General features: G+C 60.7%; 15 protein-coding genes. 6 read left to right on the top strand and 9 right to left on the bottom strand.

Annotated elements, in window-relative coordinates; translation table 11 throughout:
* Positions 1-68: 68 nt before the first annotated feature.
* From alr to dadA, 3 genes are all read right to left on the bottom strand, one after another.
* Positions 69-1142 (bottom strand): alanine racemase, encoded by a 1074-nt coding sequence (alr, locus tag TK42_RS10440; protein ID WP_103734163.1) that lies wholly within the window; start codon positions 1140-1142, stop codon positions 69-71.
* Positions 1143-1220: 78 nt separating this feature from the next.
* Positions 1221-1574: a RidA family protein gene (locus TK42_RS10435; RefSeq protein WP_005792470.1), complete on the bottom strand. Its 354-nt coding sequence runs from the start codon at positions 1572-1574 to the stop codon at positions 1221-1223.
* Positions 1546-2847: a D-amino acid dehydrogenase gene (gene dadA / locus TK42_RS10430; RefSeq protein ID WP_103734162.1), complete on the bottom strand. Its 1302-nt coding sequence runs from the start codon at positions 2845-2847 to the stop codon at positions 1546-1548. The genes TK42_RS10435 and dadA overlap by 29 nt, the downstream gene beginning before the upstream one ends.
* A gap of 156 nt (positions 2848-3003) precedes the next feature.
* On the opposite strand from dadA, the gene TK42_RS10425 reads away from it, so the two are divergent.
* Positions 3004-3492: an Lrp/AsnC ligand binding domain-containing protein gene (locus TK42_RS10425; RefSeq protein WP_103734161.1), complete on the top strand. Its 489-nt coding sequence runs from the start codon at positions 3004-3006 to the stop codon at positions 3490-3492.
* Positions 3493-3497: 5 nt separating this feature from the next.
* Here TK42_RS10425 and TK42_RS10420 read toward each other — a convergent pair whose 3' ends face one another.
* On the bottom strand, positions 3498-3851 hold the full coding sequence (locus TK42_RS10420; protein WP_005792472.1) for a YkgJ family cysteine cluster protein: 354 nt from the start codon (positions 3849-3851) through the stop codon (positions 3498-3500).
* Between the two features lie 115 nt (positions 3852-3966).
* On the opposite strand from TK42_RS10420, the gene TK42_RS10415 reads away from it, so the two are divergent.
* Positions 3967-5259: an FAD-binding oxidoreductase gene (locus TK42_RS10415; RefSeq protein WP_032878732.1), complete on the top strand. Its 1293-nt coding sequence runs from the start codon at positions 3967-3969 to the stop codon at positions 5257-5259.
* Here the strand turns inward: TK42_RS10415 and TK42_RS10410 are convergent, their stop codons facing one another.
* Positions 5260-5484, bottom strand: coding sequence for a DUF1127 domain-containing protein (locus tag TK42_RS10410; protein ID WP_032878730.1), 225 nt, complete (start codon positions 5482-5484; stop codon positions 5260-5262).
* Positions 5485-5650: 166 nt separating this feature from the next.
* Between TK42_RS10410 and TK42_RS10405 the strand changes: the two genes are divergently transcribed.
* Both TK42_RS10405 and TK42_RS10400 read left to right on the top strand, forming a co-directional pair.
* On the top strand, positions 5651-7075 hold the full coding sequence (locus TK42_RS10405) for a PLP-dependent aminotransferase family protein (RefSeq protein WP_103734160.1): 1425 nt from the start codon (positions 5651-5653) through the stop codon (positions 7073-7075).
* Between the two features lie 62 nt (positions 7076-7137).
* Positions 7138-8706 (top strand): phospholipase D family protein, encoded by a 1569-nt coding sequence (locus TK42_RS10400; protein ID WP_081883358.1) that lies wholly within the window; start codon positions 7138-7140, stop codon positions 8704-8706.
* 11 nt (positions 8707-8717) lie between these two features.
* On the opposite strand, the gene TK42_RS10395 is transcribed toward TK42_RS10400, so the two are convergent.
* Together TK42_RS10395 and TK42_RS10390 are read right to left on the bottom strand one after the other, a co-directional pair.
* Positions 8718-9860, bottom strand: coding sequence for an MFS transporter (locus tag TK42_RS10395; RefSeq protein ID WP_103734159.1), 1143 nt, complete (start codon positions 9858-9860; stop codon positions 8718-8720).
* A 150-nt stretch (positions 9861-10010) separates the two neighbouring features.
* The gene (locus TK42_RS10390; protein ID WP_032878725.1) at positions 10011-11504 is read right to left on the bottom strand and encodes an aldehyde dehydrogenase; all 1494 of its coding nucleotides are present in this window, start codon (positions 11502-11504) and stop codon (positions 10011-10013) included.
* A 230-nt stretch (positions 11505-11734) separates the two neighbouring features.
* On the opposite strand from TK42_RS10390, the gene TK42_RS10385 reads away from it, so the two are divergent.
* The gene (locus TK42_RS10385) at positions 11735-12097 is read left to right on the top strand and encodes a cupin domain-containing protein (RefSeq protein WP_103734158.1); all 363 of its coding nucleotides are present in this window, start codon (positions 11735-11737) and stop codon (positions 12095-12097) included.
* A gap of 71 nt (positions 12098-12168) precedes the next feature.
* Here the strand turns inward: TK42_RS10385 and rpmG are convergent, their stop codons facing one another.
* Together rpmG and rpmB are read right to left on the bottom strand one after the other, a co-directional pair.
* Positions 12169-12324 (bottom strand): 50S ribosomal protein L33, encoded by a 156-nt coding sequence (gene rpmG, locus TK42_RS10380; protein ID WP_003176906.1) that lies wholly within the window; start codon positions 12322-12324, stop codon positions 12169-12171.
* An 11-nt stretch (positions 12325-12335) separates the two neighbouring features.
* Entirely contained in the window at positions 12336-12569 is a 234-nt protein-coding gene (gene rpmB / locus TK42_RS10375; protein ID WP_003176907.1) for a 50S ribosomal protein L28, read from the bottom strand.
* A gap of 458 nt (positions 12570-13027) precedes the next feature.
* Here rpmB and TK42_RS10370 point away from each other — a divergent pair, with 458 nt between their 5' ends.
* Positions 13028-14620 carry an ABC transporter substrate-binding protein gene (locus TK42_RS10370; protein WP_103734157.1) on the top strand — a complete coding sequence of 531 codons (1593 nt, stop codon included), beginning with the start codon at positions 13028-13030 and terminating at the stop codon, positions 14618-14620.
* The last annotated feature ends 41 nt before the right edge of the window (positions 14621-14661 follow it).

Raw genomic sequence — 14661 nt, 5'->3', positions numbered from 1 at the left:
TGGCGACAGCGTTCAGTATTTACAACACTTGGGCCTAAATCCCGAGCAGCTGCATTCGTATCCGGCCATCAAGCGCCGCAATAGAGCCTTGGCACCCGGCGCAGGTTGCAGAAAATCTGGTAGGGAATGGTATCGGCAGCAGTGGCGACGTCACTGGCGAGGATGTTCTTGCCCCACAACTCCACGGTTGAGCCAAGGCCCGCTTGGGGTAAGTCGGTAAGGTCGACACACAGCATGTCCATGGACACGCGCCCCAGCAGTTGGCTGCGCTGGCCCGCCACCAGCACCGGCGTACCGGTTGGCGCGTGGCGGGGGTAACCGTCGGCATAGCCCATGGCAACCACTCCGATGCGCATCGGCTTGGGCGTGACAAACCTGGCGCCATAGCCCACGGGTTCGCCAGCCGGCAGTTCGCGTACACAAATGATTTTGGACTCCAGGGTCATCACCGGCTGCAACCGTGCGGCAAAGGCCTGGTCTTCGCCAAATGGCGTTGCGCCGTAGAGCATGATGCCTGGGCGTACCCAGTCGCTGGCCACGCCTGGCCAGCCTAATACAGATGGGGAGTTACGCAGGCTGACTTCGGCAGCCAAGCCTTGGCGAGCTGCTTCGAATACCGTGACTTGTTCGTTGCTGCTGACGCAATCGAGCTCATCGGCGCGGGCAAAATGGCTCATCAACACGATCTTCGCGACTTTGCCGCTGGCCAGCAGACGCTGGTACGCCTCTTGATAATCCTTGGGATGCAAGCCGACACGGTGCATGCCCGAGTCCAGCTTGAGCCACACGGTCAGCGGTTTGCTCAGTTTGGCCTGTTCGATGGCCTCAAGCTGCCACAACGAATGCACCACACACCACAAATCCTGTTCGATGATCAGCGGCAACTCGTCCGCCTCAAAAAAGCCTTCCAGCAACAGCACCGGCGCGCGAATGCCGGCGGCACGCAGTTCCAGGGCTTCCTCGATGCACGCCACGGCAAACCCGTCGGCTTCGGTTTCCAGTGCCTGGGCCACGCGCACGGCACCATGGCCGTAGGCATCGGCCTTGATCACGGCGAGCGCCTTGGCCCCCGTGACTTCACGGGCCAATTGGTAGTTGTGGCGCAAGGCTTGAAAGTCGATCAGGGCACGGGCTGGACGCATGGCGGCAGGCTTCTAGGCAGCAAGGTGAAGAAAAACCGGTGCCGACCAACAACGTCGGCGCCGGGAGAGGGATCGTTGCTAAGGCAGCGCCGCCACGACGGACAGCTCTACCAGGATTTGCGGCTCGCACAATTTGGCTTCAACCGTGGCACGGGCCGGAGCGACGCCTTTGGGCAGCCACTTGTCCCACACCGCGTTCATGCCGGCGAAGTCGGCGTCAATATCCTTCAGGTAGATGGTCACCGACAGCAACCTGGACTTGTCGGTACCGGCCAGGTCCAGTAAACGCTCGATATTGACCAGGGTTTCACGGGTCTGCTGTTCAATCCCGGCACTCAGGTCGTCGCCGACTTGCCCGGCCAGATACACGGTACCGCTGTGAACCACGATCTGGCTCATGCGCTCATTGGTGAGCTGGCGCTGGATTGACATGTTGTGCGGACTCCTGGTGATTGCCATAACGGGAAATATCGAGGCCGGCGGCGCTGATCTGCGGCGTTTTCTTTGCCATCAGGTCGGCCAGCAAGCGGCCAGAGCCACAGGCCATGGTCCAGCCGAGCGTGCCGTGACCGGTATTCAGGAACAGATTCTTGAATGGGGTGGCACCGACAATCGGCGTGCCGTCGGGTGTGGTCGGACGCAGACCGGTCCAGAAACTGGCTTGGGCCAAATCGCCGCCCTGAGGATAAAGGTCGTTGACGATCATCTCCAGGGTTTCACGTCGACGTGGATTCAGCGACAGGTCAAAACCGGCTATTTCAGCCATGCCGCCGACACGAATACGGTTGTCGAAACGGGTGATCGCGACCTTGTAGGTCTCATCGAGAATGGTCGAGGTGGGCGCCATTGCCGGGTTGGTGATCGGCACGGTCAGCGAGTAGCCCTTGAGCGGGTAAACCGGTGCCTTGATCCCCAGGGGCTTGAGCAGCTTCGGCGAGTAGCTGCCGAGGGCCAGTACATAGCGGTCGGCGGTTTCCAGCTTGCCGTCGATCCACACACCGTTAATGCGATCACCGGCGTAATCGAGGCGCTGGATGTCCTGCTCGAAACGGAACTCCACACCCAACTGCTTGCACATCTCGGCCAGGCGCGTGGTGAACATCTGGCAGTCGCCCGTCTGGTCATTCGGCAGCCGCAAAGCACCGGCGAGGATATCCGTAACGCTGGCCAGGGCCGGTTCAACACGGGCAATACCGGCGCGATCAAGCAGTTCGAACGGCACGCCGGACTCTTTCAACACCGCGATATCCTTGGCGGCACCGTCAAGTTGGGCCTGGGTGCGGAACAGCTGGGTCGTACCGAGGCTGCGGCCTTCGTAGGCAATGCCGGTCTCGGCACGCAATTCGTCGAGGCAGTCGCGGCTGTACTCGGACAGGCGCACCATGCGCTCCTTGTTCACAGCATAGCGGCTGGCCGTGCAGTTGCGCAGCATCTGCGCCATCCACAGGTATTGATCGATATCGGCGGTTGCCTTGATCGCCAGCGGCGCGTGGCGCTGCAGCAACCACTTGATAGCCTTGAGCGGCACACCCGGCGCGGCCCATGGCGAGGCGTAGCCAGGGGACACCTGGCCGGCGTTGGCGAAACTGGTTTCCATGGCAGCGGCAGGCTGACGGTCGACCACCACGACATCGAAGCCGGCCCGCGCCAAATAGTAGGCACTGGTCACCCCAATGACACCGCTACCCAAGACCAGAACGCGCATTTTTATATCCTCATCACGGGCTTAGCCGCTGACGTGTGTTATTCGAGCAATGATGGACGCAGTGTAAAAAACAATCACCAGTGCATTTCACTATATAAATGCCTATATTTGGCGACAATTCTTGGCAAAAACCCTTTTCACAGAGGCGTATCCCCTATGCGTACCAACACCCAGACCAAGCGGGAGCTGGACAAGATCGACCGCAATATCCTGCGCATCCTGCAAACCGACGGGCGCATTTCGTTCACGGAGCTGGGGGAAAAGGTCGGGCTGTCCACCACTCCCTGTACCGAGCGGGTGCGGCGCCTGGAGCGCGAAGGGATCATCATAGGCTACAACGCGCGGCTCAACCCGCAGCATTTGAAAGGCAGCCTGCTGGTATTTGTCGAGATCAGCCTGGATTACAAGTCTGGCGACACCTTTGAGGAATTTCGCCGCGCCGTGCTGAAACTGCCTCATGTGCTGGAGTGCCACTTGGTTTCAGGGGACTTCGACTACCTGGTGAAAGCGCGTATCTCGGAGATGGCTTCGTACCGCAAGTTGCTCGGCGATATCCTGCTCAAGTTGCCCCATGTGCGCGAATCCAAGAGCTATATCGTGATGGAAGAGGTGAAGGAGAGCCTGAACCTGCCGATCCCCGATTGACTCAGTCAGACCAGCACTTGCCGGGTACTCGCCATGTACTCATGGATCTGCTTCTCGACCCGCGGATGAATCAGCTCAACCGGTCGGCGCCCATTGGGGCATGGCAAGGTCTTGGTGGTGCCGAACAGGCGACAGATCAGTGGCCGCTCGTCATACACCGTGCACCCATGGGGCCCCAGGTGCACGCAGTTCAGCTCATCCATGGCGGCCTCCTGCTCGGCGGCCGTCTTGCGTGGCAGGCGCGACATTTCCTCAGGCGAAGTGGTCACCGGCCCACAGCAGTCATGGCAACCCGGAACACATTCAAATGAAGGAATCTGTCTGCGCAGCGCGCTGACTTTCTGACTGTTGCAACTCATCGATACACATACCCAACGGCGAATAGGCGTGGATTCTGACGCAAAACGCAGCGCGCAGACAGCTTCATCGGACCGCTGTATCCTGCGTCAAATTTTCCAAACAGGGAGGCTCCCCATGACCGCCAGCGCCCGGCATACCGCGTCCTACTACGCCGCCAGCAGCGTGCCGCACCCCGAGTACCCGGCGTTGACAGGCGAGCTGCGCGCCGATGTATGCGTGATTGGCGCGGGGTATTCCGGGCTCAACACGGCTTTGGAGCTGGCCGAGCGCGGCTTCAGCGTGGTGGTGCTGGAAGCGCGCAGGGTTGGCTGGGGCGCCAGCGGGCGTAATGGCGGCCAGTTGATTCGCGGCGTCGGCCACGGGCTGGATCAGTTCGCGTCCGTGATCGGCAGTGACGGCGTGCGCCAGATGAAGCTGATGGGGCTGGAAGCCGTGGAGATCGTGCGTGACCGCGTAGAACGCTTCCAGATTCCCTGCGACCTGACCTGGGGCTACTGCGACCTGGCCAACAAACCCCGTGATTTGCAGGGCCTGGCGCAAGATGCCGAAGAACTGCGCAGCCTGGGCTACCGCCACGAGGTACGCCTGCTGCAAGCCAGCCAGATGAGCAGCGTGATCGGCTCCGAGCGCTATGTGGGCGGCATGATCGACATGGGCTCTGGTCACCTGCACCCACTGAACCTGGCGCTGGGCGAAGCGGCCGCCGCGCAGCAGTTGGGCGTGAAGTTGTTCGAGCAGTCTGAAGTGACGCGCATCGACTACGGCCCCGACGTCAAGGTGCACACCGCCCAGGGCCACGTACGTGCCAAAACCCTGGTGCTGTGCTGCAACGCCTACCTGAATGGGCTCAACCCGCAATTGAGTGGCAAGGTACTACCGGCCGGCAGCTACATCATCGCCACCGAGCCCTTGAGTGAAGCGCAAGCGACCCGCCTGCTGCCGCAGAACATGGCCGTGTGTGACCAGCGCGTGACGGTGGATTACTTCCGCCTGTCCGCCGACCGCCGCCTGTTGTTCGGCGGCGCCTGCCACTATTCCGGACGCGACCCCAAGGATATCGGCGCCTATATGCGACCGAAAATGTTGCAGGTATTCCCGCAACTGGCCGACGTGAAGATCGACTACCAGTGGGGCGGCATGATCGGCATCGGCGCCAACCGCCTGCCGCAGATCGGCCGGTTGGCGGATCAACCCAATGTGTATTACGCCCAGGCTTACGCGGGTCACGGCCTGAATGCCACGCACCTTGCGGGCAGGTTGCTCGGCGAAGCCATCAGCGGCCAGCAACAGGGGCGTTTCGACCTGTTCGCTCAGGTGCCGCACATCACCTTCCCCGGTGGCAAACACTTGCGTTCACCGCTGCTGGCGCTGGGGATGCTCTGGCACCGCCTCAAAGAACTGGTGTGATCAACTGCGCCAGAACGGCTTCAGGCCTTCCTGGCGCGCCTGTTCAGCGGTCAAACCCACGTCCAGCAGCTGCTCGCGGGTCAGCGTAAGCAACGCCTTGCGCGTGTGACGACGTTGCCAGAACAGGCTCCAGCGGCTGCCGACAGGCGCAGTCGTTGCCCGCTGCTGCCCTGCTTCCAGTTCTTGGCTGTGTAGCGCCAGCCGCACATCGCTCATGCCGTTCATTTTGCTGCCCCTCGTTGGCTTGTTGCCTTGAGTGACTAGGATGGGGGCACGGGCAAAACCATTACAGATCCAGCCTGTTTTTATTAAATCCATACAGATACTGCCTATGGATGGCTGAATCCTGTATTTTCACTCTATCTGTACTGGTCTATCAGGAGCGGCCGCCATGACCCTTTACGTCAACCTCGCTGAATTGCTCGGCACTCGCATCGAACAAGGCTTCTATCGCCCCGGCGATCGCTTGCCCTCGGTGCGAGCCTTGAGCGTGGAGCACGGGGTCAGCCTGAGTACCGTGCAGCAGGCCTATCGGTTGCTGGAAGACAACGGCCTGGCAATGCCCAAGCCCAAGTCCGGTTACTTTGTACCCGCCGGTCGCGAGCTGCCGGCCCTGCCCGAGGTAGGCCGCCCGGCCCAACGGCCGGTAGAGATCTCCCAGTGGGACCAGGTGCTTGAGCTGATTCGCGCGGTACCCCGCAAAGACGTCATACAGATGGGCCGTGGTATGCCAGATGTATTGTCACCCACCCTGAAACCTTTGCTGCGCAGCCTGGCGCGGGTGAGTCGTCGCCAGGATCTGCCGGGCCTGTATTACGACAACATCCTTGGCTGTATGGAATTGCGCGAGCAAATCGCTCGACTGTCGCTGGACTCCGGCTGCCAACTGACCGCTGAAGACATTGTGATCACCACCGGCTGCCATGAGGCGCTGTCGGCCAGCATCCGGGCGATCTGCGAGCCCGGCGATATTGTTGCGGTGGACTCGCCCAGCTTCCACGGCGCCATGCAGACCCTCAAGGGCCTGGGCATGAAAGCCCTGGAAATCCCCACCGACCCGATCACCGGCATTAGCCTGGAAGCGCTGGAACTGGCGCTGGAACAGTGGCCGATCAAAGTCATCCAGCTCACGCCCAACTGCAACAATCCGTTGGGCTACATCATGCCGGAGGCGCGCAAACGCGCACTGCTGACACTCGCGCAGCGCTATGACGTGGCAATCATCGAAGACGATGTGTATGGCGAACTGGCCTACAGCTACCCACGCCCGCGCACCATTAAATCCTTCGATGACGATGGCCGCGTGCTGCTCTGCAGCTCATTCTCGAAAACCCTGGCACCCGGGTTACGCATTGGCTGGGTGGCGCCGGGGCGCTACCTGGACCGGGTGTTGCACATGAAATACATCAGCACCGGCTCTACCGCCACCCAGCCGCAGATTGCGATTGCCGAATTTCTCAAAAACGGCCATTTCGAACCGCATTTGCGCCGGATGCGCACGCAATACCAGCGCAATCGCGACTTGATGCTCGACTGGGTGAGCCGCTACTTCCCGGCAGGCACGCGCGCCAGTCGGCCCCAAGGCAGCTTCCTGCTGTGGATCGAACTGCCGGAGGGCTTCGACACCTTGAAGCTCAATCGCGTGTTGGTGGAACAAGGCGTGCAAGTGGCCGTAGGCAGCATCTTTTCTGCCTCCGGCAAATACCGTAACTGTCTGCGTATGAACTATGCCGCCAAGCCAACCCCGCAGATTGAAGAAGCGGTGCGCAAGGTCGGCGCCGCCGCGCTCAAGATGCTGGCAGAGACGCTGCACTGACCTTTCGCCGGAAAAGGCCGTCATATATCGATAACCGCCCTGACCTGGAAGCAGCTCCCTTGATAATTCGACGGCTATTACCGTTTTTGCTGTTGGGCACCTTGGCCCTGGGCGGCTGCGCCACGGTCGACACACCGCGTATTCCCAGCGATGCCCTGCCGGCGAACGGCTCCTCGTTCGGTCGCTCGATCCAGGCCCAGGCGGCGCCGCACCAAGGGCGCTCGGGTTTTCGCTTGCTGCCCAACAGCAGTGAAGCCTTCATGGCTCGCGCCGAGCTGATCCGCAACGCCCAATCCAGCCTCGATTTGCAGTACTACATCGTTCACGACGGCATCAGCACGCGTATGCTTGTGGACGAACTGCTCAAGGCCGCCGACCGCGGTGTGCGTGTGCGCATCCTGCTGGACGACACCACCAGCGACGGCCTCGACCAAATCATCGCCACCCTCGCCGCCCACCCCAAAATCGAAATTCGCCTGTTCAACCCCCTGCATTTGGGCCGCAGCACCGGCGTTACACGCGCCATGGGCCGTGTATTCAACCTGTCGCTGCAACATCGGCGCATGCACAACAAACTGTGGCTGGCGGATAACAGCGTGGCCATTGTGGGCGGGCGCAATCTGGGGGACGAATATTTCGACGCCGAGCCCAACCTGAACTTCACCGATATCGACATGCTCAGCGTCGGACCGGTGGCAGAGCAACTGGGTCACAGTTTCGATCAGTACTGGAACAGCGCACTGAGCAAACCTATTGATGAGTTTGTCTCGAAGATGCCCTCCAAAATCGATCTGGCCGTCGCCCGCGGGCGCCTGGAAGCTTCATTGGCGCAATCGCGTCAGCAGAACCACGCCCTGTATAACCGCCTGCGTACCTACCAGACCCGACCACGTATGGACATCTGGCGCCGTGAGCTGATCTGGGCCTGGAATCAGGCGCTGTGGGACGCACCGAGCAAGGTGCTGGCCAAGGCTGATCCGGACCCGCAGTTGCTGCTCACCACCCAACTGGCCCCGGAGCTGGAAGGGGTCAGCCGTGAACTGATCATGATTTCGGCGTACTTCGTTCCGGGGTCGCCCGGGTTGGTGTACCTGACAGGTAGGGCCGACGCAGGGGTGTCAGTGAGCCTGCTGACCAATTCCCTTGAAGCCACTGACGTACCGGCCGTGCACGGCGGTTACGCGCCCTATCGCAAGGCACTGCTGGAGCATGGGGTCAAACTTTATGAGCTGCGACGACAACCAGGCGACCCCAGTGCCAGCAGTGGCCCGCACCTGTTTCGTCGAGGCAGCCTCTACGGCTCCGATTCGAGCCTGCACAGCAAGGCAATGATCTTCGATCGCGAGAAGTCATTTATCGGCTCGTTCAATTTCGACCCGCGCTCGGTGCTGTGGAACACCGAAGTCGGCGTGCTGGTGGACAGCCCTGAACTGGCGGAGCATGTGCGCAACCTGGCGCTGGAAGGTATGGCGCCGACGCTGAGCTACGAGGCGAAATTGCAGGATGGCAATGTGGTGTGGGTCACCGAGGACAACGGGCAATTGCACACCCTGACCCGCGAGCCCGGCAGTTGGTGGCGCCGTTTCAATGCTTGGTTCGCCACGTCAGTTGGCCTGGAACGTATGCTTTAAGCCAAAGAAGTTCAGGCAGGCTGCGCTGCTCCAAACGCCCCTTGGCGCAGCAACAGCACCACCAGCCCCAACGCCCCCGCCGCCATCAGCAATGGCAGTGCATGACCGCTGACCCATTGGCTGCCCGCACCCGCCACCAGCGGCCCGATCAGGCAGCCAATGCCCCACAGCTGCGCCACGTGGGCGTTGGCACGCACCAACGCATCATCACGGTAGCGCTCGCCAATCAAAATCAGCGACAGGGTAAACAACCCACCCGCGCTGGCGCCGAACAGCACCCACACCGGCCAGACCAGCAGTGTGTGCATCAACAACGGCACCGCCAGGCTCGACGCCAGCAACAGCAGCGCACACCCCAGGAACAACGTGCGGCGCGGCAAGTAATCGGCCAGGGCGCCAATGGGCAATTGCAGCAGCGCATCACCCACGACCACTGTGCTGACCATCGCCAAGGCAATCTCGGCAGTGAAGCCCTGTTGCAGGCAGTACACCGGCAACAGCGTCAGAATCATCGCTTCGAATGCGGCGAATAACGCCACCGCCCAGGCAATCGCCGGCAAGCTCAGGCAAAAGCGCCACAGCTCGCTGAACGTGACGCTGAACGCATCAGCCGTCGGCGCCCCGGATCGCCCCAGCAACAGCAGCGGCGCCACTACCAAAAGGCCGACGCCCACCCAGAACCCGTAATCATGATCGGTGCCCATCAGGCCCAGCAGCAAGGGTCCCGACAGCTGGCTCAAGGCATAAGTGCAGCCATACAGCGCCACCAGGCGGCCGCGCCACTGCTCGATCACCAGTTGGTTGATCCAGCTTTCACCCAGGATAAATACGATGGTCAGGATCACCCCGATCATCAACCGCAGCACCAGCCACACCGGGTAGCTGGGCAGGATCGCCAGCAAACCGATAGACAGCGCCCCGGCCCACAGGCACAGGCGCATCAGGTTGGCAGTGCCGAGCCAGGACGCCATTCGGCTGGAGACCTTGGCACCCAGCAATACGCCGAATGCCGGCATCGCCGCCATCACGCCAATGGCGAAGCTGCCGTAGCCCCAGCCTTCAAGACGCAGGGATACCAACGGCATGCTCACGCCCAAGGCCAGGCCAACGCTGAGTACCGAGGCCAGGACGGCGAAATAAGTCGCCCAACGCATTGCCACGCTCCTGTGGATAATTTACGGGGTCGCACAAAACAGTGTGGGAGGGGGCTTGCTCCCGATAACGGTGGGCCAGTCACCACATGCAGTGGCTGACACCCAGCTATCGGGGGCAAGCCCCCTCCCACGTTTGGCCTGCAGTGCTGCTTAGAGTTTGATCCAGGTCGCCTTCAGCTCGGTGTACTTGTCGAACGCATGCAGCGACTTGTCGCGGCCATTACCCGACTGCTTGAAACCACCAAACGGTGCGGTCATGTCGCCGCCGTCGTACTGGTTAACCCAGACGCTGCCGGCACGCAGGGCCTTGGCCGTCAGGTGCGCCTTGGAGATATCCGCCGTCCATACCGCTGCGGCCAGGCCGTATTGGGTGTCGTTGGCAATGGCGATGGCTTCTTCGGCGCTGTCGAAAGTGAGCACCGACAGGACCGGGCCAAAGATCTCTTCCTGAGCGATCTTCATGGCATTGGTCACGCCATCGAAAATAGTTGGCTCGACGTAGGTGCCACCGGTTTCTTCCAGTGTGCGCTTACCGCCAGCGACCAGTTTGGCACCGTCGGCATGACCGGACTCAATGTAGGACAGCACGTTGTTCATCTGCTGCGTATCCACCAGCGCACCCACGTTGGTGGCTGGGTCCAGTGGGTTGCCCGGCTTCCAGCCTTTGAGCGCCTCGATCACCAGCGGCAGGAAGGTGTCCTTGATGGAACGCTCCACGAGCAGGCGCGAACCGGCAGTGCAGACTTCACCCTGGTTGAAGGCGATGGCACTGGCCGCAGATTCTGCGGCGGCTTGCAGATCCGGCGCATCGGCAAACACAATATTAGGGCTCTTGCCGCCCGCTTCCAGCCACACGCGCTTCATGTTCGATTCGCCGGAGCGGATCAGCAGTTGCTTGGCGATCTTGGTGGAGCCAGTGAACACCAACGTATCCACGTCCATATGCACCGCCAGGGCGTTACCCACCGTGTGGCCATAGCCTGGCAATACGTTGAACACGCCTTTTGGAATGCCGGCTTCGACGGCCAGGGCGGCGATACGGATGGCGGTCAGCGGGGATTTTTCGGACGGTTTGAGGATCACCGAGTTACCGGTGGACAACGCCGGGCCGAGTTTCCAGCAGGCCATCATCAACGGGAAGTTCCACGGCACGATGGCGCCGACCACGCCGACTGGCTCGCGGGTCACCAGGCCCAGTTGATCATGAGGGGTGGCCGCGACTTCGTCGTAGATCTTGTCGATTGCCTCACCGCTCCAGCTCAGGGCATTTGCCGCACCGGGAACGTCGATGTTCAGGGAGTCGCTGATCGGCTTGCCCATGTCCAGGGTTTCAAGCAGTGCCAACTCTTCGGCATTGGCCTTGAGCAGCGCGGCGAAACGGATCATGGTGGCTTTGCGCTTGGCCGGCGCCAGGCGCGACCAGACGCCGGAATTGAAGGTGGCGCGGGCGTTTTCCACGGCGCGCTGGGCGTCAGCCGCGTCACAGCTGGCGACAGTGGCCAGCAGACGACCGTCGACCGGGCTGATGCATTCGAAGGTGTCACCGGAAACGGCGGCGGTGTATTCGCCATTGATGTAGGCGCGGCCTTCGATCTTCAGATCCTTGGCGCGTTGTTCCCAGTCGGCACGGGTCAGGGTGGTCATGCGAGTGTCCTCCTCTTATTGAATAGAGGGCCAGGCGGGTGTCCCCCCGGCAGCCTCAAAGAATTCTTGCCCGCCAGCCAGCTGTTCGGCGCAAGGCAGCTGCCACCCTAAACCAGCGGCTGGGGATGTTTCAATATATTTGACATAACGGCGGTAAACGCCCTTGCGATGTTCATTTTAATAAACATAGACTTTGGGCTCTCCAACCGCAGGCCAGACGGGACACGCACATGAGCATCCAGGATATCGTCGACTTCAGCCAAGCCAACACGGCCCCCGAACGCTACCGCCCTGCCGCAGAAAAAATCCTCAAGGGCGATCCCGAGCAAACGATCTACAACCACTACAACAGCTCGTGTGGCCAGATGAATGCAGGGGTATGGGAAGGTGAGGTCGGGCAGTGGACGGTCAGCTATACCGAGCATGAATACTGCGAGATTGTGCAGGGGGTTTCCGTACTGCGTGACGCCGAAGGCAACGCCAAGACCTTGCGCGCCGGCGACCGCTTCGTGATCCCCGCTGGCTTCAAGGGCACCTGGGAAGTGCTGGAAGCGTGCCGCAAGATCTACGTGGTGTTCGAGCAGAAAGCCTGATCAGCAAATCCCAGGCAAAAAAAAGCCCGCATCGTGAGATACGGGCTTTTTTTCACAAGGAAGAAAATCAATTACTTGATTTTGCCTTCTTTGTAGATCACGTGCTTGCGAACGCGCGGGTCGAACATTTTCTTTTCGAGCTTGTCCGGGGTAGTACGCTTGTTCTTGTCGGTAGTGTAGAAGTGACCAGTACCGGCGCTAGAGATCATTCGAATCAATTCACGCATGATAGAGCTCCTTAGATCTTGCCAGCGGCGCGGATTTCGGCCAGCACGACAGTGATGCCACGCTTGTCGATAATACGCATGCCTTTGGCAGATACACGCAGGCGAACAAAACGTTTCTCTTCTTCAACCCAGAAGCGGTGATGCTGCAGGTTCGGCAGGAAACGACGACGGGTTTTGTTATTTGCGTGGGAAATGTTATTCCCAGTCACCGGACCCTTACCGGTAACTTGACAGACTCTCGACATGCCTCAGCCCTCTAAAACCACATGCCCAACCCGGCATGGGTTGGCCGCTTAATCTCTCAGTCATTTGGCGCCAGGCGCCGCGTTTCTTTAGGGTCTTACCGGCTACACCTACAAGCGAAGGAACCGGGCCCCTAGAAAAGAGCGCTGCTTTATACCAGAAAGACCCCAGTGCAACAACAGCCCGTGTGTTTTTACCAGCGTAAATCTTGGTGCCGGACGCCCGAACCGCTGCCAGGAGGGGCCGCTGTAACAGCCGACCGCTCGTCGCACAGAATGATTTACAGCGCCCGCAGGCACAGGGAAGTGCACGGCGAAACGCGCTGAGGCGCCATCAAAACAGCATTTTGGCCAAAAGCACAGGCAAAAATGGGCTAGTCATTTATCAATCAGACCTCTACGGTAGTCTTTTTCCAGACTGCACTCGCAGATGGGCCTTCGATCTGCACAGGAAACCGAATATGCGCCTCGCTGCCCTACCACTACTGCTTGCCCCCTTCTTTATCGCACCGATGGCCGTTGCAGCCACCAACTTGAGCGTCTGCACCGAGGCCAGCCCCGAAGGGTTCGATGTGGTGCAGTACAACTCGCTGACCACCACCAACGCCTCGGCGGACGTGCTGATGAACCGCCTGGTGGACTTTGATGCGGCCAGCGGCAAGCTGGTACCGAGCCTGGCAGACAGCTGGGAAGTTTCCCCCGATGGCCTGACCTACACCTTCAAGCTGCACCCGGGCGTGAAATTTCACCGTACCGATTATTTCAGCCCAAGCCGCACGCTGACCGCCGAAGACGTGCGCTTCAGCTTCGAGCGCATGCTCGATCCGGCCAACCCGTGGCACAAGATCGCCCAGAGCGGCTTCCCCCACGCCCAGTCCCTGCAATTGCCGGCACTGGTCAAGAAGATCGATGCCCTCGATCCGCTGACGGTGCGTTTCACCCTCGACCACGCCGACTCCACCTTTCTCCCGGCGTTGAGCATGGGCTTTGCCTCGATCTACCCGGCTGAATATGCCGACAAACTACTCAAGGCCGGCACGCCTGAGAAACTCAACAGTCAGCCCATCGGCACCGGCCCGTTCGTATTCATGCGCTTCCAGAAAGATGCCGTGGTGCGCTACAAGGCCAACCCGGACTATTTCGCGGGCAAACCGGCTGTGGATAACTTGATCTTTGCCATCACCCCGGACGCCAACGTACGGTTGCAGAAACTGCATCGCAACGAATGTCAGATTGCCCTGTCGCCCAAGCCCCTGGATGTAGGCGAAGCCGAAAAAGACCCGGCGCTGAAGGTGGAAAAAACCGCTGCCTTCATGACGGCTTTCGTCGCCATCAACAGCCAGCACCCACCGCTGGACAAACCCGAAGTACGCCAGGCGATCAACCTGGCCTTTGACAAGAGTAGCTACCTCAAGGCCGTCTTCGAGGGCACCGCCGAAGCAGCCAACGGTGTGTACCCACCCAATACCTGGAGCTATGCCAACGATTTGCCAGGCTACCCACAGGATCTGGCCAAGGCCAAGGCGCTGCTGGAACGTGCCGGGCTCAAGGACGGTTTCAAGAGCACAATATGGACGCGCCCTACCGGCAGCCTGCTGAACCCCAACCCGAACCTCGGCGCCCAACTGCTACAGGCCGACCTGGCCAAGGTTGGCATCCAGGCTGAAATTCGTGTGATCGAATGGGGCGAATTGATTCGCCGCGCCAAGGCCGGCGAACACGACCTCCTGTTCATGGGCTGGGCCGGCGACAACGGCGACCCGGACAACTTCCTGACCCCGCAATTTTCCTGCGCAGCGCTGAAATCCGGCACCAACTTCGCCCGCTACTGCGACCCCGCTCTGGATAAGTTGATCAGCGCTGGCAAGACCACCAGCGAGCAAGGCGTACGCACCAAGCTGTACCAGCAGGCCCAGGCGCAGATCCAGCAGCAGGCGCTGTGGCTGCCGCTGGCGCACCCGACGGCGTTTGCATTGACGCGCAAGAATGTCGAGGGTTACCAGGTAAGCCCGTTCGGCCGCCAGGATTATTCGAAAATCAGCCTCAAGCCCTAGGGCGCAACCCCTTCCCTGTAGGAACGAGCTTGTTCGCTCCT

Origin of the sequence: Pseudomonas sp. GZJR-8, assembly GCF_002916705.1 — a bacterium.
Lineage (GTDB): Bacteria > Pseudomonadota > Gammaproteobacteria > Pseudomonadales > Pseudomonadaceae > Aquipseudomonas > Aquipseudomonas synxantha_A.
The sequence above is the reverse complement of the archived record's forward strand: the minus strand, read 5'-3'. Positions and strand labels throughout refer to the sequence as shown.

What these genes read in the sequence shown, in the direction of transcription:
- TK42_RS10395 (WP_103734159.1), bottom strand. Translation starts at nt 9,860, where the DNA reads ATGCGTTGGGCGACTTATTTCGCCGTCCTGGCCTCGGTACTCAGCGTT.
- TK42_RS10370 (WP_103734157.1), top strand. Translation starts at nt 13,028, where the DNA reads ATGCGCCTCGCTGCCCTACCACTACTGCTTGCCCCCTTCTTTATCGCA.
- rpmG (WP_003176906.1), bottom strand. Translation starts at nt 12,324, where the DNA reads ATGCGTGAATTGATTCGAATGATCTCTAGCGCCGGTACTGGTCACTTC.
- alr (WP_103734163.1), bottom strand. Translation starts at nt 1,142, where the DNA reads ATGCGTCCAGCCCGTGCCCTGATCGACTTTCAAGCCTTGCGCCACAAC.
- TK42_RS10425 (WP_103734161.1), top strand. Translation starts at nt 3,004, where the DNA reads ATGCGTACCAACACCCAGACCAAGCGGGAGCTGGACAAGATCGACCGC.
- TK42_RS10405 (WP_103734160.1), top strand. Translation starts at nt 5,651, where the DNA reads ATGACCCTTTACGTCAACCTCGCTGAATTGCTCGGCACTCGCATCGAA.
- TK42_RS10435 (WP_005792470.1), bottom strand. Translation starts at nt 1,574, where the DNA reads ATGTCAATCCAGCGCCAGCTCACCAATGAGCGCATGAGCCAGATCGTG.
- TK42_RS10420 (WP_005792472.1), bottom strand. Translation starts at nt 3,851, where the DNA reads ATGAGTTGCAACAGTCAGAAAGTCAGCGCGCTGCGCAGACAGATTCCT.
- TK42_RS10385 (WP_103734158.1), top strand. Translation starts at nt 11,735, where the DNA reads ATGAGCATCCAGGATATCGTCGACTTCAGCCAAGCCAACACGGCCCCC.
- rpmB (WP_003176907.1), bottom strand. Translation starts at nt 12,569, where the DNA reads ATGTCGAGAGTCTGTCAAGTTACCGGTAAGGGTCCGGTGACTGGGAAT.
- dadA (WP_103734162.1), bottom strand. Translation starts at nt 2,847, where the DNA reads ATGCGCGTTCTGGTCTTGGGTAGCGGTGTCATTGGGGTGACCAGTGCC.
- TK42_RS10410 (WP_032878730.1), bottom strand. Translation starts at nt 5,484, where the DNA reads ATGAACGGCATGAGCGATGTGCGGCTGGCGCTACACAGCCAAGAACTG.
- TK42_RS10415 (WP_032878732.1), top strand. Translation starts at nt 3,967, where the DNA reads ATGACCGCCAGCGCCCGGCATACCGCGTCCTACTACGCCGCCAGCAGC.
- TK42_RS10390 (WP_032878725.1), bottom strand. Translation starts at nt 11,504, where the DNA reads ATGACCACCCTGACCCGTGCCGACTGGGAACAACGCGCCAAGGATCTG.